Genomic DNA, 25,906 nt, shown 5'->3' with positions numbered 1-25,906 from the left:
GACAAATGCAATTTCAGCGTGTGTACGTCGTACAAACGACTATTCCGTTCGCGAGTGATCGTCGTGGGGAACTCGAAGCCCACACGGAGACCCCGCACTACGAACGATTCACCGAAAATCTCCAGTCGGTCCTCGACGGCGAGATCACGACCACCCAATTCGAGAGCACAGAACCCCCACGACCGTCAGCTTCGACGGTACCGAGCTTGAGTAGATACTACAGTCCCGCAAAGATCGCGTACGGAATCGCAAACAGGACGACGGTCATCACGAGAAGGAGTGCGCCATAGCCGAGTGCGGTCCCGATTGCGGTTCGAAACGCCGGATGCTGTAGCCTGTTGAGCGCCATTGGTGGCTTCTTGGGAGCCCGCTAAATCAACCTGACGGTCGCGTCAGCCGATAATGTCTTGAATCCGGCGTGGTTCGCCTGTGAGCGTTGGATCCTCATCGACGATCTTGAGTACCTCGTGGTCGGTCACGTTGGGGTAGGATTTTTCGATTGCTTCTTCGATCAGCTCGCGTTCGAGACGAAATTCAACATCCTGATAGACGACATCGACTCCCTGTTCGTCGAACGATAGAACGGTCATACAGACCGTTGGGTACGACGAAATAAAAAGTACGCCGCTCTGGGGCGTCTGCCGTCCGTCATACGCTCCCAAGATGTTATACCCTCATCCTCGTAAGGTACCTGTGTGTCGATTCGAGGAGATGCACTCGACCGACTCGTCATTCCGGATGGAACGACGGTCGAAGAACACGACCTCGTTACCGATGGCGACGTGATCATCGGCGGATTGAGTACGGTCGAGTTCGGCGTTCGAGGACGCAGCGTCATCGTCGGTGAGCGCACGGTCTTCGGTGGGTCAATCGAGTCCAAAACGGACTGCAGACTCGATATGTGGTGTGAAGTCGACGGAAACGTCCTCGTTGGAGCCGACGCGTACATTGGCGAGCGAGTACACGTGAACGGCAAGCTGATGGTGTCGGGTGATCTCGACATCGGCGACGACGTGACGATCGATGAAGGATTCGAGGCAAGCGGCTGGATCGTCATCAGAAACCCGATGCCGGCGATCATCTATCTATTCATCTATCTTTCACATATGCTTCGGATCGGAGAAGAAGAAGCTGCCGGGGAGATGGCCGCGGAGTTTCTCGACGACGATCGACCAAAACAGTCCGCGCCACTCGTCATTCCCCGAGGCTCGCGCGTGAGTGACGATACCTGGCAGGTATCGACCGACGGCGTCATTGGAGACAACTGTCGATTACACGGCAACATCCGAGCCAGACGTCTCGATCTTGGGGCCAACAACGAGGTGTTCGGGAGCTTGCGAACGAAGCGGTGTATCTCGATCGGCGAAGGAACCAGAATTCACGGCGACGTTACCACCCGCCATGGGACGGTGACGATCGGCAAAAACGCCGAAATCCTCGGTGACGTTAGTTGTGGCGACCTGGATCTCCACGAAGCGGCCCGTATCGACGGCTCAATTCGTGCGACCGGGGAGATGTCGATTTCGAACGAAACCCCACTCAGCGTCGGACCGGAACTCGAGCCTTCATAACGGATCGAAAGGCATTCTCCGTTCGGTCACCCGTGTACAGCAAATGAGTGGCGGCTCGCTTTCGCTGGCGCTAGCTGGGAAACCCAACGCCGGCAAATCCACGTTCTTTCACGCGGCAACGCTCGCCGATGTCGAGGTCGGCAACTATCCGTTCACGACGATCGATCCGAATCGTGGCGTTACCCACGTCAGGACCGACTGTCCCTGTTTGGATCGCGAGCACCGCTGTGACAGCGAGAACTGCCACGACGGAATTCGATTCGTGCCGGTCGAACTGCTCGATGTCGCCGGGCTCGTCCCTGGAGCACACGAGGGTCGGGGACTCGGCAATCAGTTTCTCGATGCGCTCTCGAACGCCGATGCGGTGTTGAACGTCGTCGATGCCAGCGGCGGGACCAACGCGGAGGGAGAACCAATCGAGCAGGGCAGCTACGACCCCGTCAAGGACGTGGATTTCATCAGAGAAGAGATGGATCTCTGGCTTGCTGGCATCATCAACCGCAACTTTGAGGGTGTCGAGCGCCGATCGCGATCGCCGAATTTCGACCTCGAGGACGCCCTCACAGAACTGCTCGGGGATCTCGGGGCCAGCGACGCGGCCGTCGCCGCGACGCTCCGGTCGATCGACTATCCGGACGACCCACTCTCCTGGGACGATGACGACCGCGAACGGCTCGCTCGTGAGCTTCGTGCTCGGACAAAGCCGATTCTCGTCGTCGCTAACAAGGCAGATATAGCAGACCCAGCAACGATCGACCGACTCCGCGAGGCCGCTGATCGAGTGATTCCAGCAACGGCACAGGGAGAGCTCGCACTCCGGCGGGCGGCCGATGCCGGTGCGATCGAGTACGAACCCGGCGACGAATCGTTCACCGTGCTCGAATCGGTAACAGACGAACAGAAAGCCGGACTCGAACGGATCGAAACGGTGCTCGAGCGCTTTGGAAATACTGGCATTCAGCAGGCGCTCAACGAGGCCGTATACGAAATGCTAGAGTACTTCACGTCCTATCCAGTGCAGAACGAAAACAACTGGACGGACGGCCAAGACCGGATGCTCCCGGACGCGTTCCTCCTCGAAGAGGGTGCCACGCCACTCGATCTGGCCTATGCCGTCCATTCCGACATTGGTGAGGGCTATCTCCACGCGATCGATGCCAGAGAGAATCGGCGGATCAGTGATGGCCACGAACTCGATGAGGGCGACGTCGTCAAGATCATCAGCACAGCAAGCTGAAGCTAGTACCCCCAGTTCGACTGCAACCAGGTGAAGCTCCACTCGAACGGACACTCGGTCCATCCATTTCGAACCGTCGTCAACGAACACCGTACCGGATGATTCTACGAAAAATGTACTACAATTGTAATTTTATGGACTGGAAGTGATGGGCATAAGACTCATGCTGGTGTGTCTCGTACTGTCATAGTGGACGTCGGCCAGACCACCTGTGACGGTTTCATCCACACCAACACTTTCCAACCCCGGCGTCCGGTCGGGCGGACTCCGTCGAGCGGAGATGGACGCCACTGCGGTGGTTCTCATCCGTCGGACTCGACCACCCCGTTTTCTGCCAACCGATCGATTGATTCGCGGTCGTAACCGAGTTCAGAGAGTACACTAACGGTGTCTGCACCCCGCACAGGGACGCGTTCGTCAGTTTCGGGAAGGTCGGTCACGGCCGGAAAGCCGACGCGCGGTGACCCTCGTTCGTCCGTTATGATCCGACGTTGAACCCGGTCCTGTGCGATCGCTTCTGCGGGATCGAACACCGGATCGACCATCGCATCCGTCCCAGCAAAACGATCCATCCACTCCGCGCGGGTGCGTTCTGCGAACAGTTCGGTCAGTTCATCTTTGAGCGCTTCGGTGGTTGCGGGATCGGAGCCCAGATGATACTGTAACAGATCCGGACGGTCAACAGTCTCACAGAACGTTCGCCAGAATTTCGGTTCTAGAGCCGCGAGCGTGACGTACTCGTCGTCACTCGTCGCATACACATCGTACCACGGGTGTGCTCCAGTGAGTGGGGTGGTGCCCGCCTCAGGATCGTCGCCGGAAAACACGCTGGTGTAGACGGCCTGGCCCATCGACAGCACCACGTCCGTCATGGCGATATCGACGTACGTTCCGCCCGTATCCTCGCCAAACGCCCGCGAGCATAGCCCACCGAGGGCGGCCATCGCCGCAAACAGCCCGCCCGACATATCAGCAACTGGAAATCCTGGCAGCTGAGGCGTCGACGATGAATCCGTTCGCGTCATCGAAAGTAGCCCCGCACGCCCACAGTAGTTCAGATCGTGACCTGCCCGAGCAGCGAGCGGTCCAGATTGCCCGTACCCTGTCAGAGAAACATAGACGATTTCCGGGTTCTGTTCGGCAATCGTCTCGTAGTCAACGTTGAGTCGATCTGTGACGCCCGGACGAAACCCCTCGATGAACACGTCTGCGTCCGCAGCCAACCGGTGGACCACCTCCTGGCCGTCATCCGTCGTGCAGTCTACGGAAATCGATCGCTTGCCACGGTTGACCCCATCGAAGATAGCACCGACATCTGCGTCAGTGGTTGGGGGCATATACCGAGCGTAATCGCCACCGTCGGTGTCCTCGACTTTGATCACGTCGGCACCCATGTCTGCCAGCAACTGGGTTGCGTAGGGCCCTGGCAACAGCCGGGTGAAATCGACCACCCGAATGGAATCGAGTTGCATGCGTTGTGCAACCACCGGTCAGTGCAAAAATCCTTTCACGATCAGAACAGATCAAGTCCGAGCAGCTCTTCCTGGATCCGTTCACCCGCACGAATGTGACAATCAGATTGGGGGTAGGCGCTACACAGCAGTGCGTATCCATCCTCGATCTGTTCGGGTTCGAGCGCCATGCCGTCGCTCTGATCAATGGTCCCCTCACACAGTTCGCCGACACAGCTCGTGCAGTTGCCGTTACGACAGGAAAACGGGAGTGGAAGATCCGCGTCGTGGCCTGCGTCGAGTAGATACTCGTCGCCAGCCACCGGGATCGTCACCGTCTCTTCCTCGAACTCGAAGGTGATCTCGTAGCGCTCGCTCACGACCGATCAGAGCTTCTGTCGAAGTTTGTACATTTCGAGCGCTTCGAGACGTGGATCGCCGGTCGAGGAGTGGTCGTCCTCGAGACTCGAACCACTGACCATCTCGTTGAACGACGTGGAAACACCTCCTTCCTCGAACGTCGAGTCCATGATGTAGGCAACGTTTTCATGAACTTCTTCGGGAGACTGGCCGAGTTCGTCTGCGGTTTCTTCAATTGCCGCTTTGACTTCCTCGTCTGTGGCAGTGAACGATGCGCCACGGGCAAGTTCTCTGAGTTCGTCGTCGAGTGCCATTTCAGTTTCCTCCGTCGGCTGCAACGCCGCGTTTTTGCTGATACTGCTGTTCGTGTTCGGCAAGACGCTCTTCGATATCCCACTCGTTGATCTCCAGATATCGGTCGCGGACGACAGATATCACCTCCATATAATCGACATCCAATCCGAGCGTCTCGTTGTACATGCCATCGATGAGGTTGCCACCGCGCATCAACACTTCGTTGAAATCGAGTTCGAGCGGATCGTCGAGGGCGTCAGTGAACATGTAGCCGAAATCAGCCATGTACGGCACATCCTGATAGAGCGTGTTGACGATCGCCCGTTCGACACCCTGGTACTGTGGTTCGCCGGCGCGTTCGTGCTCAAGTAGCTCTTTGAGGAGTTCGATTCCGTGTGTAATGTGTCGCCCTTCGTCCGTGCTGATGAACTTGAACGCGTAGTTCAGGAGTGGAAAGTCCGCACGTGGCGGGAATCGACTGATTGCACTCGAACCGACGCGTGCGAGGATGCCCTCTACGTTCAGGTGGTAGTTCGTCGCCGCCTTCGCGATGTCAATCGGGTCGCGCGTGCTGGCGGCTTTGGCGGTCAACAGCCCCTGGTGTTCGAACACCTCACCGAGACCGGTCGCCCGGACGATCGGGATTCGCGTGCCACGGCGCGGATCGAGATCGGTGTAGTTGTCCGCGTCGTCCATCACCTCCTCCATGTACACGTCCAGAAACTGCGTGTGTTTGTGCTCGGTGAGCGTGAGCATCGTCATGTACATCTCCTTTTCCGTGTTCGATTCGAGACACGGCGACTGCATGATCCGCTGGAGATTCGTCGCTGCATCTCCTGCGACCTCGCGTTCGCCATCGAGAAAGCCAGAGAGGAGATACCGGATCTGGTCCCGTTCGGCCGGTTCGAGCGCTGCCCACGACGCCCGATCCTGCTCAAAGCCGATCTCGTCGAACAACTTCTCTACGTTCCAGGTGCCAAGCTCGACACCTTTCTGAAACAGCGTGTACCACCGGGACTGAGTGTTTACACGCTGGCCGGAATACTGTGACTGGAGCCCCTGTGTCATACGTCCAACATTCTTTAACCAACGACAATCAGGGTTTGGCCCCGTATGCTGGGTAATTTAAACGGATGAGAACGTGCGTAGAGTGTATAAATACTATTATGCAAATTCGAAATCTGGAGAGCCACTCGGTCGTTCAGAAAAGGAACGTCGTTTCGAGTCGTCCGGCAGTGTCACCCATTTCCTGGGCTGCTTCCGGGTAGATGATGACGTTTGTGATATCGCCGTCGAGCGACATATCTCGTGACATAACTGCCTCGATCACATCTGCGCCATCGATCAGTTCGGTCCACTGTTGGTACTGTGCGCTGAGCACGAATCCAGCCGTGGTAGTATCTGGGTCCTCGAGTACGGCTGCCTCGTTACAACGACCGTCTTCGAGATCGAGATAGGCATAGACGGTGTCGTCGTGTGCGTATCGATCGAGTTGATCGAGGAGATTCTCGAGATCGTCTGGCAGTTCGACTCGGAGTTCGGTAGAAACCACATCCGGTGCGTTGACGATCGCGGTGTCAAACAGCGCAGTAATGAGACGATCACGCGGGGGCTCTCCGGTGGCCTCATCGAGCCGTTGTGCCAGTGCTGGCGGCGCGGTCTCTCTGAGGGTTTCGATTCGTGCTTCGGACGCTTCGGTCAGTGCCGTACGGAACGGAGCCGTCAGTTCATCTGGGAGTTCACCGATGGTCGTTTCTGTCAGGGGGAGCCCGTTGATCTCGAAGATAAAACTTCCAAGAAACTCCTCACCCCAGCCGTCACTCGATTCGATGTAGTCCTCGTTGGCGTTGAGTCGCCCCTGGTAGGCCTCGAGCCACTCTTCGGACGGAAACCACCTCGTCATGTGCCGCCAGTCTGTGAGCCATTCGCAATAGCCTGGGGGCTTTCATCGCTGGGGATTTATTTCCCCGACCGGGACGAACACGGTTTTGTTTCAGTGGTTCGAAGGCTCATCCCATGAGTGAGAACCGCGTGGTTGAGGGCCGAATGGTGACGCCGGCGTCGCTGGCCGAGCGGATCGAAGGTGAATCGGTGATGGACGCAGAGCCGATCGAGGATGCCGAGCGGGACTGTCCGGAGTGTGGTGGCTCGGTCCTGTCGGTTGGCTATATGCCATCAGTGCTCGAGTTCGTCACCGGTTTTAAATGCCAGGAGTGTGCCTGGCAGACGACCGACCGCGAGTGATTGTACGAATCGAAACCGCTTTAGGGAAGATGGCCTTTTTCGGACACACGGGGACGTGGCCAAGCCAGGCATGGCGACTGACTCCAGAGGTCAGACGCCCGGTGATACCACGGAAACACAGACCGTGTTTCAGTGAACAATCGGACGCAGTCCGATGACGACACTCCAGAACTGATATACCGAGTGGACGGCTGATCACCGCCCACGATGACGACCCTCTGGAGTACCGAGGCGGGATCGGAGATATCAGTCGATCGGGGGTTCAAATCCCTCCGTCCCCATATTTTGTCCTGAACCAATGGAACTAGTGACATTGGGAGATAAAGATTTGAACCCGACCAGTCGCAGCGCGAACGCAGTGAGCGACCGTCTGGGCCTGGTTCAAATCCCTCCGTCCCCATGGATTTTTTGAAGCGCGTATCACACCACAGTGCCAGCGTCCCACAGCTCATCAAAGATTTCGAACGCCTGTTCTCGGTGAGGGGCATCCATTACCATCGTGCCTTTCGAACCCATTGATGGTGCAATCGCGTACCCGAATTGACCCGCAGAGCAGTAGCCATATTCAGTGAGCAGATCGTACAGTACGGGTTCGTTCTGTTCGAGTTCGTCCATTGCCAGGTTGTACATCGTACAGCCAGCCATCGTAGGCGTCTCCGTGATTTTGAACTCACAGTTCCGGTGGACGGTCGTTTCGTTCGGGACATTCTCGATTAACAGCGCACGAAACTCCTCAATGACTGGCTCCCAATCTCTGGTCCGTGCTGGAAGCAAATACCGATAGGACTGTCCACGGCTCAGATTCCGGACGACCGTCGGAAAATACTCTCCAGGAGTGCTACTCTCGTGATCGAGGAGATTGTATTCGAACGATTTGATGAACAGCCGGGTGGTTTCGCTGTGGCGTTCGAGAATCTCGATCTGCTCGTCGTTCATTGCTTCTGTGAACGGCCTCGACTCAGAGATCTCTGCGAGTTCCGATTCGACGGTCTCATCGATGAGCGTAGAGAGCCGACGGCCGACGTTGGCAACCGTGGCCGTGTGTCGTTCTTGCCGGAGTTGTGACTCCCGAAGCGAGTTCTGCAATGACTTGCTCATCTGTCGAATGATCGGACCGCTCTCGATGTGTGCGTTTTCTGGCCGTTCGCCGAACACGAGATAATCCAGGCTAACCTCAAACACCTCGACTATCGAAACGAGCGCCGAAAGACTCGGCCGGGCTTCCCCCCGACGGTATGCAGACAGTGTCGCCGGAGAGACCCCGATGTCACCCGCAACGTCTGCATTCGGTCGCCGTGAAAGCGCCAACAATTCCGTAAGCGTGTCTTCGATTTTTACACCAGTGTCGTTTGTTGAACCCATACTATAATTATATGAATTGAAATATAAAAACATAATCTAGATATTTTGTTACCTACTATTTGACGGCATTTGATCGTGGTCAGTGAAAATTGTGCCCCGATCCGTAGACGCACCAATACACACCGGAAGAACAGCCTCAACTCACTCGAGAAAGTATCGTCATCCATGCAGGGTGGACGGCTTCCCGGAACCGACACTCGCGATCGGATCGTCCTCCACGTAGACATGGACTGCTTTTATGCTTCGTGTGAGCGACGCCGCGAACCGTCGCTCCGGGGTGAACCAGTCGTCGTCGGCATGGGATACGCTCCCGGCGAAACGACGGGGGCTGTCGCCACCGCGAGCTACGAAGCGCGTGCACACGGCGTCGAGAGCGCCCAGGCCATCAGTCAGGCACTCGAGTTGCTCGGGCGCGCAGCGACGGCGGATCCAGACGCCGAACCCGTCGGATACTACCGACCAGTGGATATGGCGTTCTACGAGTCGGTGAGCGAATCAGTCCAGGAAATCCTCACGGCGGTCGCAGACACCGTCCGGAAAGTGAGCATCGACGAGGCGTATCTCGACGTGACCGAACAGCGACACTGGTCCGATGTCGAATCGTTCGCGTCCAATCTGAAAGCACGAATCCGCAAGGAGGTTGGTGTGCCTGCCAGCATCGGCGTAGCACCAAACATGGCCACCGCAAAGGTCGCCAGCGACGCCGACAAACCCGACGGACTCGTCGTCGTGCGCCCGGACGCTGTCGAATCGTTTCTCGCCCCACTTCCCGTCGAATCACTTCATGGCGTCGGTCCGGTGACGGCCAGCACGCTCAAGGAGATGGACATCGAAACCGTCGCAGACCTCACTGACCATCCGCGAACGGCGATCGTCGATCAGTTTGGATCGCGTGGAGCCGATATTTACGATCAGGCACACGGCATCGACGAGCGAGCCGTCGAACCGGTCGGCAACCCAAAAAGCCTCTCGAATGAGTCGGCGTTTGCCGAGCCAACTACCGATCGAACGACCGTGGCCAAACGGCTGTCCGCGCTGACCGAGCAGGTGACCGAACGAGCGACCAACCGAGACGTGCAGTACAAAACGATCGGCATCAAGGTCGTCACGCCGCCGTTCGATATTCATACGCGAGAGCGCTCACTCTCCGGACCAATCGACGACCCAGAGCTGGTTGGCTCGATCGTCACGGACCTCAGCACGGAGTTCGAGGGCGAACCGATCAGAAAACTCGGTGTGCGCCTTTCGAATCTCTCGTTTGACGCAGCCGAACAATCATCGCTCGATCAGTTCAACGACGAGACCGACAGCAAGGACCAACGACAGGGAAAACGGGGAGGCACTCGCCAGAGTAGCCTGTTCGAATTCTGCTGAGCAACTACCCAGCGATCCCATCGACGGCCGACCGAACGCGTGCCGTTGATTCGAGCAATCGCTCGCGTCCCGCATCGAGAACACTCTCCTCTGGAGCCTTATAATAGGCAATCAACGACCAGACGATCAGTCCGGCTGCGGCACCAATTGCGGCACCCATCAAATCCAGCGAATAGTAGGCCAGTCCCTGTCCTGAAAGGACCACGAGCGTCGGAACGCTCGTCGTGTGTGGGACAATAGCCTCCTCGTTCGTGATCGTCGGTACGAGACTTGCGATGGCGACAATGCTACCAGCGAAGATGAGTGTGTCTTGCCACATGATTACAGAATCCCCCCACCACACCGACATCCGTCGCATCGGTGTGAGGTTACCAAATTTAAAATTCAGAGCGTAGTAAATATTTCTGTTCTCGATGGCGATGTGATTAGGTGACAGTGATGGTGATCGATCCCACCTGACAGGGAGTCGTCTGACGGAAAGTTATATGGTCGGGGATGAGTGTCCGAACACAGACGAATGGCAGACGAGCCGATCAACATCGGAACGATACGCGATGGCCCGAACGAGGGAGAGCGAGTCTCACTGCCGATCGTTGACGTGCTGACCGGTCGCGGATTCGTGACTGGAAAGTCCGGAGCCGGAAAGTCAAATTCGGTGAGTGTGATCGCCGAGCGACTGCTAGACCGGGGCTACGCGCTGTTGATCGTGGATATCGATGGAGAGTACTTCGGGTTGAAAGAGCAGTATGAAGTGCTCCACGTCGGTGACGACGAGGAGTGTGACGTCCGCGTCGGACCGGAACACGCCGAAAAGCTGGCGACGCTGGCACTTGAGGAGAACGTACCGATCATTCTTGACAGCTCGTCGTATCTGGACGAATCGGACGCTCGCTCGTTGTTGACGGCGCTTACCCGCCAGCTGTTCGCAAAAGAACGAACGATCAAGCGGCCGTTTTTGCTTCTCGTCGAGGAGATTCACGAGTACATTCCACAGAGCGGTGGGCTCGACGATTGTGGGCGGATGTTGATCAAGATCGGCAAACGCGGGCGAAAGCGGGGTCTCGGAATGATCGGCATCAGTCAGCGACCGGCCGACGTGAAAAAGGACTTCATCACTCAGTGTGACTGGCGATGTTGGCACCGACTCACCTGGAAAAACGACACACAGGTCGTCCGTCGGGTGCTGGACGGGACGTACGCACAGGCAGTGGAGACGCTCGAAGACGGCGAGGCATTTTTGCGAACCGACTGGTCGTCAGATATCCAGCGCATACAGTTCGACCGAAAGGAGACGTTCGACGCGGGAGCAACACCAGGGCTCGAGTCGGTCGAGCGCCCCTCGCTGAAGTCCGTCGAGGAGACGGTCGTTGATGAACTCGAATCGATCGCGAATCAGGATAAAGATCGAAACGCGCGAATCGAGGCACTCGAAGCCGAACTCGCCGCCAAAAACGATCGCATTGAGCAACTTGAACGCGAGCTTCAACAGGCGCGGGATCTCCGGGAGCTGGCTGAACAGTTCACGTCGGCGTTCGTCACCCACGCTGACGAACACGAGAGCCGAGAGGTGGAGGATGCGGTGGCGAAATCCACGGCCGAAAATGGTGTCAACGGAGCATCTTCTCCAAAGGTGGACGATTTTGACACACAACGAGCGGCAACCACCGATGAAAACGGTATCACCGGCGACGGTGATGAATCGAGACCGGAGACCGAATCGGCACAAGCAACCGAATCGTCATCTGCCGTCGAACAGTTCGCCCAGCGACTCGAATCCCTGGATGAGGAGACACGTGCCATGCTCGCCAACTACTACACCGACGGACCGCTCACACCACTCGAGGCTTACCGTAACGCGACGGGCACCGCAGACCGGACGGCAGCCTACCAGCGAAACAATCTTCTCCGCAACGAATCGCTCATCACGCACGTGGGTCGTGGGACGTACACCTACTCCGCGCCGGCGGCGATCGCAGACGACACTCGTGGTAGCGACGATGGATCGAGATCCCTGGCAACGATCGAGTGGGAGCTGCTCGTGAAAGACACACAGACGTTCTGATTTACCAACCGACACTCTCATTTTCGCGTGTCGATCGACTGTTGATGTGGATCTCCGTGGCCCAGTACTCGATATCGAACCGACAGGTGGCGGCTCCAGCACCGGCGACGCCACCGTGACAATTCGGGCGACGCGTGCAGACCGGCGGACGGCGACGATTGCGATGGCCGATCGCTGGTCGGAGACAGCAGAGGTCCTCGAGCCCGGAATGGATCTGTGTGTGACTGGAGCCACCCAGCTAGGGGCCGGTGAATGGACGACATCGAGTGACTCCTATGTGATCGTCGAGCCAACGTACGTCGTTACGGTGACCGACATTCGTGAGTGGGTGCAATGTCCTCGCCAGTATTATCTGAGCAAGTTCACGAACGCATCACTCTCCTATCCACTCATCAAGGGATCGCTCGTCCACGAGGTGTTCGGTGATCTCCTCCGTGGTCGCGAGCTCGAGGCGTCGATCGATGACCGCGTCGAGGAGGCCGGCCTGGAGCTCGGACTGTTGGGTCGCGACCGCGAGAGCGTGCTGGCGGACGTTCGCGACCATGCCCAGGCGATCGAGGGCTGGCTGAACCAGGGAACGCTCGGTGATACCGACGAGTGGCGATCTGAGCAGACGCTGCTGAGTGACACGTTCGGAATCAGGGGCCGAGCCGACGCGGTCCGCCGTGGTGGTCCCGTAGAGCTGAAGACGGGAAAAAACACCAAGCGCGAGCCTCGATTCGAAGACAAGATCCAGGCGGCGTGCTATGCGCTGTTGCTCGGTGAACGAAACGAGACGCCGCCAGACACTGGAACGCTGTTGTACACGAAAAACGCCGCGCTGGATCGTGCCGAAACGCCCGGCGATCTCTCGCCGGCCAAGGAGTTCTCGATCGGTTCGGGGCTGTTGCGCTATGTCGTCAGGGCACGCAACGAGCTGGTGGCCACCGAATGTGCCGGCACGGTTCCAACCGGCTATGAGGCAGACGCGATCTGTGAGTACTGTTTCGAGCAGGACACGTGTATGGTGGTTGCTGGTCGGCTCGATCAGGAGTCGAAAGCTGGAGCGATTGGCTCTGCGCTCCCAGCGGCCGAACGACGCTACTTCGATGTGCTCTGTCAGGCGATCGAAACCGAACGGCGGGCGGTCCACCGGGCGTACGCACGGCTCTGGAAAGAACCCGCAACGGAACGAGCGGCGAACGACGAGGCGTTGATCGATCTCGAACCGGCGGGAACGACACAACAGCCCGATGGCACCTGGAACTGCCGGGCAACTGGCCAGAGCGCGATTTCGAAGATTAGACCAGGGGATGTCGTGCTAGCAAGCGATGGCCATCCCACCCGGGGAGATGCAGAGCTTGCGCGCGTTCTCTCGCTGAGCGACGACGGAACGCACACGACCGTCGCGATCAACACCGACGAACCGATCGAACTGCGTCGTCTCGACGTCTATCCGTCGGATTACGGACTGAATCGTCTGCTGAGCGGCGTCCACGACGCGATACTGAAGGGTGAGCCAGCCCGGCGCGATCTGCTGTTCGATCGGCGCGAACCAGCGTTCGAGCCGGTCGAGACGACATTCATCGATTCGAACGAACAGCAAAACACTGCCGTCCAGATGGCGGTCGGCGCAAACGACTGCGCGCTGGTCCATGGGCCACCAGGAACTGGAAAAACGTACACGCTCGCGCATATCGTGCAGGCATTGCTCGAACGCGACCAGCGGGTGTTGCTCTCTGCGTTCACGAATCGGGCGGTCGACAATGCGTTAGAACAGCTCCGCGAACTCGGCTGTACGGACTTCGTCAGGATCGGTACCGAACACGGCGTCAGCGAGTCGATGCAAGACGCACGGCTTGATCCCCGTGGCGATCCCGACGACCGGGTCGAGCAGCTCGAATCCGCGCCAATCGTCGCCGCTACCACCGCAACGTGTGGGAGCTCGCCGGTGTTGTCTGAGTGTTCGTTCGACGTGGCGATCGTTGATGAGGCGAGTCAGCTCACTGAGCCGGGGACGCTCTGTGCGATCAATCAGGCCGACCGATTCGTCCTCGTTGGCGACCACCAGCAGCTTCCACCCGTGGTGCGCGCCGATTTCGACGACGACGATCCCATTGATCTCTCCCGGTCGCTGTTCGAGCGGCTGTTCGAGGCGTTTCCGGACGCCGCGATCACACTCACCAGGCAGTATCGAATGTCACAGCGGATCCAGTGGTTTGCCTCCGAGGAGTTCTACGATGGAGCCTTGCGACCCGCCACGCCAGCCGTCGCGAGCCAGCAGCTCGACGATCTGCCAGGTGTCTCAGAGCAATCGCTTCCCGACCACCTCGACGATGGCGTGGTGTTCGTCGATCCAGACGGGAAGACGAGCGGTAACGTCAACCGGACGGAGGCAGAACGGATCGGTACACTCATCGAAGCGTATCGAGCGGCGGGCGTGCCAGCCGAGGACATCGGCGTGATCGCGCCGTTCAGGGCACAGGTGGGTGCGATCTCACAGCTCGTTGCTGATGCAATTACCGTGGACACCGTCGATCGCTTTCAGGGCTCCTCGAAGGCCGTGATCATCGTCTCATTCGTCGCGACCGACGAGCTCGAGAGTCCGATCTTCGAGGACAGACGCCGGATTAACGTCGCACTCACGCGGGCGAAAAAGACGCTCTGTCTCGTTGGCGACGAAACGGCCCTGCGGAGTGATCCGTTCTACGAGCGCATGCTCGAATGGGCACAGCGTTCGTGAACGACTACCATGACCGCACAAGCGATTTGTGCGACTGCGCCAACCGGGCGTATGGTCGATCCGAACGACGACCCGATCGAGCTACAACCATCCGCACACGAGCGGTGGCAAACAGCGTTTCACGACGAGCGCGAGCGAATTGAGGCCGTTGTCGGGACGATCGACGGCCCGATCGAACGGATTGAACACGTTGGATCGACGGCCGTTCGGGGGCTCAGGGCGAAACCGATTGTCGATCTGGATGTTGTGGTTGCCGACGACGCCGTCGAGCGTGTTTCTAGGCTGATCGCAGACGATCTCGGTGGAACCCGAATAGAAAATTCAGACGGGTGGCAGCCCGTGTTCCGTCGCCACGACGGCCAGCGATTCAACGATCATGTCTTCGGAATCTCTGATGTGGGCTGGAAAATTAGTGTCGTGACGCGTGACGTTCTCAGGGCAGACGAACAGCTACAACGCGAATACGAGCGAACGAAACGCGAGCTAGCCACAGAAACGGACGACCTCACGGAGTACTCTCGTGGAAAAACGCCGATCATCGAGCGACTCCTCGCGACTGCAGCCACCAGCGAGCGCTTTGCGTATCCGTTTGAGATACCGGTCCTCGACGCTCAGTCCTGACAGCAGCCGCCCGCCTTCTCACCGAAATCGACGGCCAGCGGCGCAGAAATCATCTTGTTGAGCTCCTGAAGCTCGCGTTCGAGGTCGGCTTGCAACTCGAGATACTCCGCCATAACGGGAATATCATGGAGTTGTTCCTGAGCAGCCTGGAGCTGCTGGAGGTCTTCATCCGTCGCGTTGCCGGTCTGGCGCGCAAGCATGAACTCCTCGCGGAGCTGTTCGAACTCGCGGACCGACTGTTGGGCCTCCTCGCTGTTCTCGACGCGCGCTTTGGCGTCAATGAAGGCCTGGTAGGTAGGAAGGTCGGTGATCGCCGTACCCAGTTCGCTCGCCAGTCTGGTTACCGTCGCTTCTGGCACGGAATCCGTCTCGGCGGCCGTCTCGGTGCTCATGCCATCACGTTCGAGAGCCGAGCGTTTAGGGATACCGAAACGAGGAGCTCACTGCTGGGCTGGTGGATCGACCTTTTCGGTTACCGAAAAGGTCCGCGGTGGTACCAACAGCCCAACAAACGCACCGACCGAGTGAAGAACGCTCACCAGCGGCAACAACACGACAGACAGCACTGCAATTGGAATTGACTCGTCGTGATAGCGAACGCCAAGAAGTATCCACACCATGAGTGCCACGACGATCAGGACCGAGAGTTCTTCGAAGACGGTACCAAAGATGACCGTATCCGGTGCAACCGTCGGCAAGAGCATGATCAGCGGAACGATTGCGGAGACGGCCCACGCCAAATTTCGGAAGGTGGTGATCGCACGATAGCCAGCAGAAAGCTGGCCTGCGTTCTGCCAGGAGCCGGCAAACCAGCGCCGACGCTGTCCGATCAGCGCGCGGATCGTCGGCGGGGCCTGCGTTCGGAACTGATCCGACGCAACCGCAAACTCCAGATCGTCGATCGCCCCAGCCGCATCCCAGACGAACGTGGTATCCTCGATGATTGACGGTCGATCCCAGGTCACGCGATCCTCGATCGATTGCCGAATGGCAATCCCGCCACCCCAGGCGTACAGCGGCACCGCAAGCGACGGAAACGCGCGCTGTTCGAGCTGCGCACCCATTCGATACAGTTCCGCAAGATAACACAACAGCGATCCTGTGCGCCAGGGCCGTTCGCGAAACTGAATGACATCCGCGTCCGGTAAGCCCGTGAACGTGCTCATATCCGTATCCTCGTCGAGATAGAGGACGAACTCTCTCGAACATGGCACGTTTCGACGTGCCCACTCGAGCGCGCGTCCCTTCCGAATGGCATCACAGTCGAACGAATCCGGGACGACGTGAACAGTAGCGCCGTCGATCGACAGCGGGGCTTCGGCGATGACGTGCCGGTCGGTCACCGACTCCGGAATCGCGTTTACTGCCTCCTGAACGACCGACTCGCTGTCGATCGTCAAAATTCGAACCTGAACGGCTTCGGGCTCGTGTTCGATCGGTCGTGACTCCGTCCGACGGCCCACAACAACCAATAGATACAACCAGTATCCCACCAGGCCAAGCGAGAGAAGCACGATACCCCACAGGAGGATTGATGTGATAAAATGAAATGATTCTCCTACGACCATTGGCAGGATAATGTGCTACCCCGAGATTAACCTTTTCACTGACATATCTACAATGAACGTTTGTGATACAACGAATTGTGTGCTGATAGATACCATGTCGGATGAAACCAATATTTGCTATTAATTATTTATCCCTGAATCATGGCCGATAACGGGAGGATTTGATGATATCTGGTTCGCTTTCCCAGTTTTATTACACAATCATTTTGCTGTACCGTCAGATTGCTCGTGGTGTTCGTATATACCTAATATCATACAGGAATTCAATTCAGGAATAATATTTGTTTTTGGATGTATTAGAATGAAGTAGTGCTATCCCGGCGGACTTCGATTGGTCAGTACTATCTGTACAGTGTTACTCGGTCGTTCGGATTCTACCTTCCCGTGGGAACGGTGTATTTACTAGAAGTTCGGGGGTTCGGTGGACTTGCACTCGGGATGATACAGGCTGCGTTCACCATCGGAATGGTGGGAGCTGAGATTCCGACGGGCTACGTTGGGGATCGGCTCGGTCGCCGAAACTCGTTGATCTGTGGCAAACTCCTCTCTGTGGCGGCGCTGTTGTCGTACGTCTGGATCGAGACACCAATTGGCTACATGGCGTTGCAGTTCGTCTGGGCAATCGGCTGGACGATGGCCTCGGGGACGAGTGATGCGTTGTTGTACGAGTTGCTCGCTCGCAAAGACGCGACCGATCGATTCGGTGCGATTGCGGGACGCGCACGCGCATTGATGCTCGGAACCTCGGCCCTGACGGCCGCCCTGAGCGGCTATCTTGCCGCAATCGACTGGCTCGTTCCGTTTCTCGCGAACGCTCTCCTGGTAGGGGCCGGAATCCCAGTATTGCTGTCTCTCCCCGAACCCGGGGGGAGAGCCGCTGATTCCACGCCGTTCACCGTCGAGCGGGCGATGTCGATCCTTCGAATGCAACTCGGTCGATCCACAATCCGGTGGTTTGTGGTGTACGCCGCAGTGATCTATGCGCTCGCCTCGATGACCAGAACGTTCGAACAGCCTGCTGCGCTCGCGGTTGGCGTGCCAGTGGCGCAGATGGGACTGCTGTATGCGGGATTCAAGCTCGTTTCGGCGGTCGTTGCCGGTGGGACTGACTGGTTCCAGCGCCGTTTTGGAATCCATGGCGTCTTCTGGCTAGTGATGCCGGTAATCGGAGGGATCTACCTCCTTCCCGCTGTCACACCAGTTGCGATCGTAGGCGTGTTATTTCTGAGCCGATCGCTCAGAACGCTGCTCACACCGCTGCAGAATCAGTATCTCAACGATCGAATCGGCGATGTTGGGCGGGCGACGATCCTTTCGGGCGCGTCGATGGTGTTCTCGATCGCAGCAAGCACCGCAAACGTTGGCGGGGGCCTGCTGGTCGATCGAGTCGGCGTCATCAATGCGCTCTCGGTGGCTGGTCTCACGGCCACAGTGATCTGTGGGCTGCTCTGGCAGACAACCAGTCCGGTCAGGAATGATCTCTCAACTGAAACCGAGACACACTGACTGAGAGGGACCCCCAATGATGATAGCCTTCGACAGAGTACTAACAGCATCTGTGTCGTCCGACACCGGCGGTTCGAACCCGTACGTCGTTTCACTCGCCAACGCGCCAGCCGGTCGCCTGCCAACGGCGGCCGTCGGCGGAAAGGCAGCGACACTTTCACGGTTGCTCGATGCTGGGATTTTCGTTCCGCCAGCAATCTGTGTGACGACACGCTGGTACACTGAGTCGCTTCGTGAGCTCCTCATCGAGGAAATCGATCGGCTCGATAGCTGCGACCCCGACGAAACGCAGTCGATCGCAGCACACGCCGAACAATGTCGAGAACGGATTCGCGAGCAGTCGCTCCCCGAGAGCCTCCGATCCGAAATCGATGACGCGCTCTCGGCCGTTCCAGGCGAAACGTACGCCGTCAGATCGAGTGGAACTGCCGAAGACCAGCCTGGACAGTCGTTCGCCGGCCAGTACGAGACCTATCTCGACGTAGAACGGGCCGACGTGATCGACCGGATTCGAGACTGTCTGGCGAGTCTGTTCACAGAGCGTGCGGTCAGCTACAGACTCGAACAGAATATCGATCATGACGAGATTGCTATGGCCGTACTCATACAACAACAGGTGCATCCAGAAAGCGCGGGGGTGCTGTTCACGGCCGATCCACAGAGTGGTTCGCGCTCGACGGCCGTGATTGAGGCCACACGCGGGCTCGGAACTGGCGTCGTTGCTGGCACCGAATCGACAGACGAACTCCGGTATGATCTGAGAGCGGATACCATCGTGGAGTATGCTGCCGTGGGCGACGAACCGATCCTTTCGGCCTCTGAGATCGACAAGCTCGTCGGAGTGAGCAAGCAAATTGAAGCGGCGTTGGGAATGTCTCAGGACATCGAATGGGCGATCGTCGAGGGCACGCCGATCATCCTCCAGGCCAGACCGATCACCACGCTGTTTCCCCGGCCCTCGCCCCAGCCGGATGACGACCAACGACACGTCTACATCAGCGTCGGCCACGGACAGGCGTACGCAAACGCCATGCCACCGCTCGCGTCTGCGTTCTGGATCGAAACCGCTCGCTCGATGGTGAGTGCGGATGCAGATCAGTTGCTCGTAAAAGCCGGTGGACGGCTGTACATCGACGTTACCGCGATGCTGTCGATGCCAGGTGGATGGCTGCTGATCGAACGCATGTTCGGGTCGATCAACGGCTCGATCGGTGCCGCGCTGTCGGATCTTCGAACGAGAACCGACCGCCCAAACAGTCGGTTGTCACGCGAGTCGCTCGGGCAGCTAGTGGAGCTCGCAACGGCGTTCGTTCCGATGTGGGGCTCGCTCTTTGGCGATTTTGTCGGTGCGCTCATAGGAGGGACCAGGCCGCCGGCCGACGAACACGCACGGTGGAACGAATGGGGTGCTGAGCTGGCCCGTCAGATGACGGCGCACGAATCGATCGATGAGCGTGTTTCTGCCGTGCTGGGGGACAGCGAAACGGCCTTCGACTATCCCCCGGTCGGCGCGCTCTACGCCGCCATCGCAGTCGATCAGTGGCTCAACTATCGGTTCGGAGATGATCCCGAAACCAGCGCGGCGGTGAACGCCGTCGGTCGTGGGTTTCCGGAAGAGTTGATCACCACGCTCACGGGCGAGCTAGAGGCCTGTGCCACGATCGCCGCCGAGCACCCAGAACTGGCCGATGCACTCGAACGCGGCGCCACGCTAGACGAACTCGAGACGAAACCAGGGGGACCAGCGTTTCTCGAGGCGTTCGAGTCGATTCTCGAGGAGTATGGCCACCGTGCAACCGGCGAATTCGACATCAGCAATCCACGATGGAAGGACGATCCGGAGCCGTTGCTGGCGACGATTCGCGCGCGAATCGACGAGGAACAGGAGCATGACCAACGGATTGAAGCGCTCCAGAAAGCGGCCGAACGTTCCCAGACGCTGCTCGAAGCACGAACCGGTGGCCCCATCCGGCGGTGGCTGCTGGCTCGTGCAATCAACACGTATCGCGGTGCAATCCAGACGCGAGAGCTCCCAAAACACGGCGTCGCACGGCTTTTAGACGTGGCTCACGACACGTTCGCAGAGGCCGGCGAACGACTCACACGAGACGGCACGCTCGAGAACCCGGACGATGTCTGGTTTTTGCACCCTGACGAACTGCGGACGGCACTCGCGGGCACGCCAATTGACGCGCCAATCAGTGACCGACGGCGGGCGTTCGATCGCCACAAACAGCTAACACCACCGCCCGTAATACTCAGTGATGGCGAAACGATCATGGGAGCAATCGAGCGCGACGACGTTCCTGATGATGCGCTGGTTGGCGTGGGCGTCTCCGATGGTGTCGTTGAGGGGCGTGTCCGGGTGATCACCGATCCCAGCGCGGAGACGATCAAACCGGGTGAAATTCTCGTCGCACCAGCGTGTGGTCCGGGCTGGACGCCGCTGTTCGTGAACGCGAGCGGGCTGGTGATGGCGGTTGGTGGCCAGCTCAGTCACGGCGCGCTGGTCGCACGAGAATATGGCCTGCCGGCAGTGGCATCCGTCGCCGACGCGCCAGACCGACTCGAAACCGGCGACTGTGTACGAATCGACGGGGAAAGCGGTGTCGTCGAACCGCTCGAGTAGGAACCACACCGGTTATCCGCCCCGATCCACTCCATTTGACAATGAGTCATGGATCGCCAGAATCGAATCCGACCGAGGGCGACCTCACGCGAACGGGCCTCTCGTTGAAACACGACCGCGAATGGGATTACGAACTCGACCGGATCGTCAGCGCGGTCGAAGAACGCGAGGCAGCAACCGTCGGATTGCAGTTTCCTGAAGGGTTGAAACGGCGTGGGCCGGCCGTTGCCGACGATCTTCGGACGTTGCTCGATGATGACGTTACGGTGATGATCTCTGGGCAGCCCTGTTACGGTGCGTGCGATCTCGACACGTATCTAATGCGTCGCACGGACGTGTTCGTCCACTTTGGTCATTCGCCGATGAAAGAATCGGAGAAGATCATCTACGTGCCGCTCTTTTCCAACGTCGATGTCGAGCCGATCATGACAGAGGCGATCGACGAGCTGCCCGAAACGGATGTGGGGCTAGTAACGACCGCCCAGCACATGAATCTGTTCGATGACATGCGCTCGTGGCTCGAAACACAGGGCTACACCGTCCATACCCGACGTGGTGACGAGCGACTCACTCACGAGGGGCAAGTGTTGGGCTGTAACTACGCCAGTGCCGACATCGACGCCGAGCAGATTCTCTACGTTGGGGGCGGCAAGTTCCACCCGCTGGGGCTCGCCATGGAGCATCCTGACAAACGCGTCGTAATAGCTGATCCGGTGAACAACGTGGTCACCATTGCCGACACCGAGCAGTTCATGAAACAGCGTTTCGGTGCGGTCCACCGGGCAATGGACGCAGAGCGCTGGGGTGTGATCTTCTGTACGAAAATTGGCCAGGGACGCTGGGATGTGGCGACCGATATCGTCGAGAACAACGATAACGCGTATCTGATCACCATGGACGAGGTGACACCCGATCGACTCCGGAACTTCGATATGGACGCGTTCGTGAACACCGGCTGTCCGCGGATCACCACTGATGATGGCCCACGGTTCCACAAACCGATGCTCACACCCGGCGAGTACGAGATCGCCGTCGGCAACGAGCCGTTAGAGTCGCTCTCGTTCGATACGTTCCACGGAACGTGGTGACCGCCGGCGTTTTCTGCATACCACGCGTAGGCGATCCATGCGACGGTCGCAGCTCGAACGGGAACTTTCTCAGCTTGCGGGTTTTGACGCTCCGACGGCGTCGCTCGAACAGTATCGAACGCCGGGCGACGTCGCGGCCCATCTCTGTCATCTCGCCACGCTCTATGACGACCTCGATCGACCGGTCGTCGATCTTGGCTGTGGAACCGGCGTGCTCGCGCTCGGAACGGTCCTCGCAGGGGCGAGATCTGTGCTCGGTATCGAGCGCGATCGAGACGCACTGGTCGTCGCACAGCGCAACGAGCGTCAATTGTTGCTCACATCCCCACCGCAGTGGATTCAGGGCGATGTCAGCTCGCCACCCATCGACTGCGATGGCGTCACAGTCGTGATGAATCCCCCGTTTGGCGCACAGAAGACGAACGTGCACGCAGATCGCCCGTTTTTGCGGACTGCTGCCGACATTGGAGCCGTCTCGTACTCGATCCACAACGCTGGCAGTAAGGAGTTTCTCACGGCATTTGTTGGTGAACACGGCGGCACGATCACACACGCGTTCTCGCTCGCGTTCGATGTGACACACAGCTTTGAATTCCACACCGAAGGACGCCGAACGATCGATGCCGAGGCCTATCGAATCGAATGGTGACCGACGAGTTACCCACAAATAATTTGCAATGAGATGGCATTGGTGTGATATGGAACGGAGAAGTGTGTTGGTTGGGTCGTTCATCGCCATTGGGATCGTCGCAGTGCTGTGGCTGGGCACCACTGGAATCGATGCCCTTTCGGGGGTGAGCGAGCCGGAGGTGACTACCGAGCGAATCAACGAAACCCACGCTGCGATCGCCTGGACCAATGACCAACCAACGACGGGCGAGGTACAGATCGTCACCTCCACCGAGTGTGACAGCGACGCTGGTGACGTACTCAAGCGGTTTCCGGTGACCACGAACCAACGAACCCACGTTGCGGTCGTGCCGGTGTATGCCGTTCCACAGACTGACAGTGCGGATCTCAAATGGTTCAGCACACAGCTCAAAGTCGACGGTGGCGGCGATGCTATCTTCAAGGAGGTCCACCGCGAATCACTGAGCGAAGCCTGTTCGTGATCGATTCTCGATCAGCACTCGTCCGTCGAGTAGTACTGGCCGTGTCTCGGATACGGAATCGGGTGATCAAGCGGGACGCGTGCCAGTTCGGTGAACGTTTCTCCGTCGAGGACGAGCACAAACGAACGCTCATCAGTACCATCGAGGACGAGCGAGAGGACCACACCATCGTCTTCGGACGCGGGAGTTGGTGCTGGAACAACCGTCGGTTCGCCGGGATATGTGGCTGGTTCGTGCCAGCAGGTCGTTCGACCGGTCGTTTCGAGCTTCAACAGCCGGTCGTAGAACGATGACGGATCGCTTTTGCCAACACCGTAGACGAACTGGTAAGGGTGAGTACGACGGTGCCCGACAATCTGTGGCCATTCGAGCGGTGATGCAACCAGTGTTCGCGAGGAGACCAACCAGTCGTCAATCGTGAGTCGAACCCGTCGGAGACGGCCCGACGGAATTGACATCCGGTCGTTTCTGATCGAATCGAGCGAAAACGCCTCGACGATCTTGGGGGTGGGATATGTGAGCAGATCCAGCAACAGCTCGCCCGGACGCTCGAACGCATTGACGTGGTGAAGCGCGAAGAAGGCGTCCATCCGTGGCTTTGCGAGCAACCGCCCAGAGGAGCGATCGAACACTAGCAGCCGTGTCCCTCGCTCCGGTCGCCAGTCGAACTGCTCGATGAACGGCCGGTCGCTGAGTCGAAAGGTGAACGGATTCATAGCGTACGGAAACTCCACCAGCACCACGTACGTCGGCGTTAGCGCGAAGCTATGCATATAACAGGGGCGATCGACCGCGATCGAAGCGATCGGCTCTCGCTTTCCGTCGGCTATCCGGACCACGGTGTAGCTGCTCTGTCGAGCAATTCGTGTCAAGAAGGTTATCGTCTCGTCGGCGATTGGATCGTACTGGGGATGTGCACACGAAACCTGTCCGACGAGATCGTCCTCGAACGTGATTTGGCCGACAGTCGAGAGCGTTTCCGGATCGAATTCGATCGCTCCTGGGGACTCCGATGTCACAACGTATCGGTCGCCATAGCGGGCGAGTGGTCCGTTTGCGTTGTCGGTCACCGACGGCGGCGCGAGCAGCGAGACCGCACGATCGAAACAGCTCTCAGAGGGATCAGTGGCGAACTCCCGGTAGCCCAGCGTTTCCGTGTCGCGTGCGTGGGTGTACGCACCGCTCTCGACGAACCGACGCCGATAGTGCACGCGGTCGCCGTCGAACCGAAATCGGTGGAGCATCCCGAAGCCGTCGAACCAGTGGCTGAGCGAGCGCTCTCTCGTCTCGAACTTCGCCGGGCCGTTCACGACATAGGTCCCGGTGAGCCACGATGGAATCGTTCCTTCGACCGTGAGCGTTCGCTCAAGCTGCTCGGGAGTAACGGATCGAAAGCCGATCGCGTGAGACGACTCACGGGGAGCAATCCGATTCTCCGTGCCCATACAATATATTCATTCTATAATCATATAAAATATATTGTGGGGAAAATGTTATAGAACAATAATAGATGGCAATAGATATTGGGAGTCTGTTGGAATGGTTCCCGTGTGAGTAGACGGTTCTCGCGGCGATCGATGCTGGCGATGGGATCGGCGGTTTTGATCAGCGGCTGTTCTCAGCCGTTTTCGGTGCTGAAAAGCGAGGGTTCGAAGTGTGAGCCAACAAGTGGTGCGTGGCCGATGGCTGGGTTCGACGCTGCTCGAACGAGTGTGCTTTCCGCTCAAGACGTTCCTGACACATCGTTACCAGCACAGGCGTTCGTGCCACAGTCTGCCAATTTCGTGACGAACGCACCGCCAGTGGTCACGGATGGCGTCGTGTACACTGCGGGATCGAATCGCGTGGACACACGCTCGTTGAACACCGGCCAGCAGTACTGGGAGGTCGAGATGGCTGGTGAGACCGAGGTCAGTCCAGTGGTGACCTGCGATTCTCTGGTCGTGTCCACACACAACGAGACGGTTGCGTACTCGCTTGCGGACGGCAGGGAGCTGTGGCGGACGGACAGTGGCTCGATCAATGGTTCGCCGGTGGCCCACGATGGGACCGTTTTCGTGGGCGAAACTGGCCGCGTGATTGCGATCGATGGTGGTACGGGCAAAAAACGATGGGAGCAATCGGCGGACGCAAACGGAATTGCGGTCGGTGAGCGCGTCTATGCAGTTGCGGGTGCCAACGATCGGGGAGCAGTCACGGCGATCACCCACCACGGCGATCGCTTCTGGCACACCGACGGACTCGAACCGCTCTATGCCACACCAGCACTCGGCAATGGGACGCTGTTCGCTCCCTCGAAAACGGGGACGCTGTACGCACTCGACACTGACGACGGCTCACTACAGTGGGAACAGCCAATCGAACAAGGGGTGTACGAATCGCCGGCAGTTGGTGCAAACGCCGTGATCGTCGCTGCAGGCAACGGCGAGCGAACGATCGCAGTTGACGCCACGACCGGCAAGCAACGGTGGACACACAGAACGGGTGTGAGCCAGAGCGGGCCGGTGATCGTCGGTGATCGGGTGGTCAGTGCTGGTGCAAACACCGGGATCTTCCTCCTGGATCTCCACACTGGCGAGCAACTGCGCCACTGGCCCGTTACTGGCGTTGGCTCGCAGGTCATCCCGGTTGACGGTCGATTGCTCTACCGGCGTGGGTTCGATAGCGTTCTGGTTGTCATCGAATCGAGGTGACCGATGAGTGGG

25 protein-coding genes and 1 tRNA gene are annotated in these 25,906 nt (G+C 58.5%); 14 read left to right on the top strand and 12 right to left on the bottom strand.

Going from position 1 to position 25,906, the window contains the following annotated elements; genetic code table 11:
- Window positions 1-217 precede the first annotated feature (217 nt).
- Both JXQ78_RS10035 and JXQ78_RS10030 read right to left on the bottom strand, forming a co-directional pair.
- Window positions 218-349: a hypothetical protein gene (locus JXQ78_RS10035; RefSeq protein ID WP_330630624.1), complete on the bottom strand. Its 132-nt coding sequence runs from the start codon at window positions 347-349 to the stop codon at window positions 218-220.
- 43 nt (window positions 350-392) lie between these two features.
- Entirely contained in the window at window positions 393-590 is a 198-nt protein-coding gene (locus JXQ78_RS10030) for a DUF5800 family protein (protein ID WP_330630623.1), read from the bottom strand.
- A gap of 105 nt (window positions 591-695) precedes the next feature.
- On the opposite strand from JXQ78_RS10030, the gene JXQ78_RS10025 reads away from it, so the two are divergent.
- On the top strand, window positions 696-1,571 hold the full coding sequence (locus JXQ78_RS10025; RefSeq protein WP_407934018.1) for a polymer-forming cytoskeletal protein: 876 nt from the start codon (window positions 696-698) through the stop codon (window positions 1,569-1,571).
- A gap of 43 nt (window positions 1,572-1,614) precedes the next feature.
- Window positions 1,615-2,808, top strand: a complete 1,194-nt coding sequence (locus JXQ78_RS10020) for a redox-regulated ATPase YchF (RefSeq protein WP_330630622.1) — start codon at window positions 1,615-1,617, stop codon at window positions 2,806-2,808.
- A 302-nt stretch (window positions 2,809-3,110) separates the two neighbouring features.
- On the opposite strand, the gene JXQ78_RS10015 is transcribed toward JXQ78_RS10020, so the two are convergent.
- The 5 genes from JXQ78_RS10015 to JXQ78_RS09995 all read right to left on the bottom strand — a co-directional run bounded on the left by JXQ78_RS10015 (window position 3,111) and on the right by JXQ78_RS09995 (window position 6,816).
- Window positions 3,111-4,280 carry a CaiB/BaiF CoA transferase family protein gene (locus JXQ78_RS10015; protein ID WP_330630621.1) on the bottom strand — a complete coding sequence of 390 codons (1,170 nt, stop codon included), beginning with the start codon at window positions 4,278-4,280 and terminating at the stop codon, window positions 3,111-3,113.
- A 41-nt stretch (window positions 4,281-4,321) separates the two neighbouring features.
- Complete coding sequence (locus JXQ78_RS10010) at window positions 4,322-4,639, bottom strand: 2Fe-2S iron-sulfur cluster-binding protein (RefSeq protein WP_330630620.1); 318 nt, start codon at window positions 4,637-4,639, stop codon at window positions 4,322-4,324.
- A 6-nt stretch (window positions 4,640-4,645) separates the two neighbouring features.
- The gene (locus JXQ78_RS10005) at window positions 4,646-4,933 is read right to left on the bottom strand and encodes a hypothetical protein (RefSeq protein ID WP_330630619.1); all 288 of its coding nucleotides are present in this window, start codon (window positions 4,931-4,933) and stop codon (window positions 4,646-4,648) included.
- Window position 4,934: 1 nt separating this feature from the next.
- Window positions 4,935-5,981: a ferritin family protein gene (locus JXQ78_RS10000; RefSeq protein ID WP_330630618.1), complete on the bottom strand. Its 1,047-nt coding sequence runs from the start codon at window positions 5,979-5,981 to the stop codon at window positions 4,935-4,937.
- A 133-nt stretch (window positions 5,982-6,114) separates the two neighbouring features.
- A complete protein-coding gene (locus tag JXQ78_RS09995; protein WP_330630617.1) occupies window positions 6,115-6,816 on the bottom strand; it encodes a hypothetical protein in 702 nt (233 codons plus the stop codon).
- Between the two features lie 113 nt (window positions 6,817-6,929).
- Between JXQ78_RS09995 and JXQ78_RS09990 the strand changes: the two genes are divergently transcribed.
- Together JXQ78_RS09990 and JXQ78_RS09985 are read left to right on the top strand one after the other, a co-directional pair.
- A complete protein-coding gene (locus JXQ78_RS09990) occupies window positions 6,930-7,157 on the top strand; it encodes a DUF5795 family protein (RefSeq protein WP_330630616.1) in 228 nt (75 codons plus the stop codon).
- Window positions 7,158-7,206: 49 nt separating this feature from the next.
- A tRNA-Trp gene (locus JXQ78_RS09985) sits at window positions 7,207-7,438 on the top strand.
- 139 nt (window positions 7,439-7,577) lie between these two features.
- On the opposite strand, the gene JXQ78_RS09980 is transcribed toward JXQ78_RS09985, so the two are convergent.
- Window positions 7,578-8,519, bottom strand: a complete 942-nt coding sequence (locus tag JXQ78_RS09980) for a helix-turn-helix domain-containing protein (RefSeq protein WP_330630615.1) — start codon at window positions 8,517-8,519, stop codon at window positions 7,578-7,580.
- 165 nt (window positions 8,520-8,684) lie between these two features.
- On the opposite strand from JXQ78_RS09980, the gene dinB reads away from it, so the two are divergent.
- Window positions 8,685-9,893, top strand: a complete 1,209-nt coding sequence (dinB, locus tag JXQ78_RS09975; protein WP_330630614.1) for a DNA polymerase IV — start codon at window positions 8,685-8,687, stop codon at window positions 9,891-9,893.
- Window positions 9,894-9,897: 4 nt separating this feature from the next.
- On the opposite strand, the gene JXQ78_RS09970 is transcribed toward dinB, so the two are convergent.
- The gene (locus JXQ78_RS09970; RefSeq protein WP_330630613.1) at window positions 9,898-10,212 is read right to left on the bottom strand and encodes a hypothetical protein; all 315 of its coding nucleotides are present in this window, start codon (window positions 10,210-10,212) and stop codon (window positions 9,898-9,900) included.
- A gap of 198 nt (window positions 10,213-10,410) precedes the next feature.
- Here JXQ78_RS09970 and JXQ78_RS09965 point away from each other — a divergent pair, with 198 nt between their 5' ends.
- From JXQ78_RS09965 to JXQ78_RS09955, 3 genes are read left to right on the top strand one after another with little or no spacing between them, the layout of a single operon-like run.
- Entirely contained in the window at window positions 10,411-11,955 is a 1,545-nt protein-coding gene (locus JXQ78_RS09965; protein WP_330630612.1) for a helicase HerA domain-containing protein, read from the top strand.
- 46 nt (window positions 11,956-12,001) lie between these two features.
- Window positions 12,002-14,677: an AAA domain-containing protein gene (locus JXQ78_RS09960; RefSeq protein ID WP_330630611.1), complete on the top strand. Its 2,676-nt coding sequence runs from the start codon at window positions 12,002-12,004 to the stop codon at window positions 14,675-14,677.
- A 9-nt stretch (window positions 14,678-14,686) separates the two neighbouring features.
- Window positions 14,687-15,298, top strand: a complete 612-nt coding sequence (locus tag JXQ78_RS09955; RefSeq protein WP_330630610.1) for a GrpB family protein — start codon at window positions 14,687-14,689, stop codon at window positions 15,296-15,298.
- Here the strand turns inward: JXQ78_RS09955 and JXQ78_RS09950 are convergent.
- Window positions 15,289-15,690: a YlbF family regulator gene (locus JXQ78_RS09950; RefSeq protein ID WP_330630609.1), complete on the bottom strand. Its 402-nt coding sequence runs from the start codon at window positions 15,688-15,690 to the stop codon at window positions 15,289-15,291. The genes JXQ78_RS09955 and JXQ78_RS09950 overlap by 10 nt on opposite strands.
- Before the next feature lie 48 nt (window positions 15,691-15,738).
- Window positions 15,739-16,866 (bottom strand): glycosyltransferase family 2 protein, encoded by a 1,128-nt coding sequence (locus JXQ78_RS09945; protein WP_330630608.1) that lies wholly within the window; start codon window positions 16,864-16,866, stop codon window positions 15,739-15,741.
- A gap of 309 nt (window positions 16,867-17,175) precedes the next feature.
- On the opposite strand from JXQ78_RS09945, the gene JXQ78_RS09940 reads away from it, so the two are divergent.
- The 5 genes from JXQ78_RS09940 to JXQ78_RS09920 are packed head-to-tail and all read left to right on the top strand — an operon-like array spanning window position 17,176 to window position 23,201.
- Complete coding sequence (locus JXQ78_RS09940; protein ID WP_330630607.1) at window positions 17,176-18,372, top strand: MFS transporter; 1,197 nt, start codon at window positions 17,176-17,178, stop codon at window positions 18,370-18,372.
- Window positions 18,373-18,424: 52 nt separating this feature from the next.
- Window positions 18,425-21,001, top strand: coding sequence for a PEP/pyruvate-binding domain-containing protein (locus JXQ78_RS09935; RefSeq protein ID WP_330630606.1), 2,577 nt, complete (start codon window positions 18,425-18,427; stop codon window positions 20,999-21,001).
- 41 nt (window positions 21,002-21,042) lie between these two features.
- Entirely contained in the window at window positions 21,043-22,089 is a 1,047-nt protein-coding gene (gene dph2, locus JXQ78_RS09930; RefSeq protein ID WP_330630605.1) for a diphthamide biosynthesis enzyme Dph2, read from the top strand.
- Window positions 22,090-22,126: 37 nt separating this feature from the next.
- Window positions 22,127-22,738, top strand: coding sequence for an METTL5 family protein (locus JXQ78_RS09925; RefSeq protein WP_330630604.1), 612 nt, complete (start codon window positions 22,127-22,129; stop codon window positions 22,736-22,738).
- Between the two features lie 49 nt (window positions 22,739-22,787).
- The gene (locus JXQ78_RS09920) at window positions 22,788-23,201 is read left to right on the top strand and encodes a hypothetical protein (RefSeq protein ID WP_330630603.1); all 414 of its coding nucleotides are present in this window, start codon (window positions 22,788-22,790) and stop codon (window positions 23,199-23,201) included.
- Window positions 23,202-23,212: 11 nt separating this feature from the next.
- On the opposite strand, the gene JXQ78_RS09915 is transcribed toward JXQ78_RS09920, so the two are convergent.
- Window positions 23,213-24,646, bottom strand: coding sequence for a carotenoid oxygenase family protein (locus JXQ78_RS09915; protein WP_330630602.1), 1,434 nt, complete (start codon window positions 24,644-24,646; stop codon window positions 23,213-23,215).
- Between the two features lie 105 nt (window positions 24,647-24,751).
- Between JXQ78_RS09915 and JXQ78_RS09910 the strand changes: the two genes are divergently transcribed.
- Window positions 24,752-25,894, top strand: coding sequence for an outer membrane protein assembly factor BamB family protein (locus JXQ78_RS09910; protein ID WP_330630601.1), 1,143 nt, complete (start codon window positions 24,752-24,754; stop codon window positions 25,892-25,894).
- Window positions 25,895-25,906: the final 12 nt, after the last annotated feature.

The sequence above is a fragment of the Halocatena halophila genome, assembly GCA_027563145.1.
GTDB lineage: Archaea > Halobacteriota > Halobacteria > Halobacteriales > Haloarculaceae > Halocatena > Halocatena halophila.
Note: the sequence above shows the minus strand (reverse complement) of the source record. Positions and strands in the feature narration are given on the sequence as shown.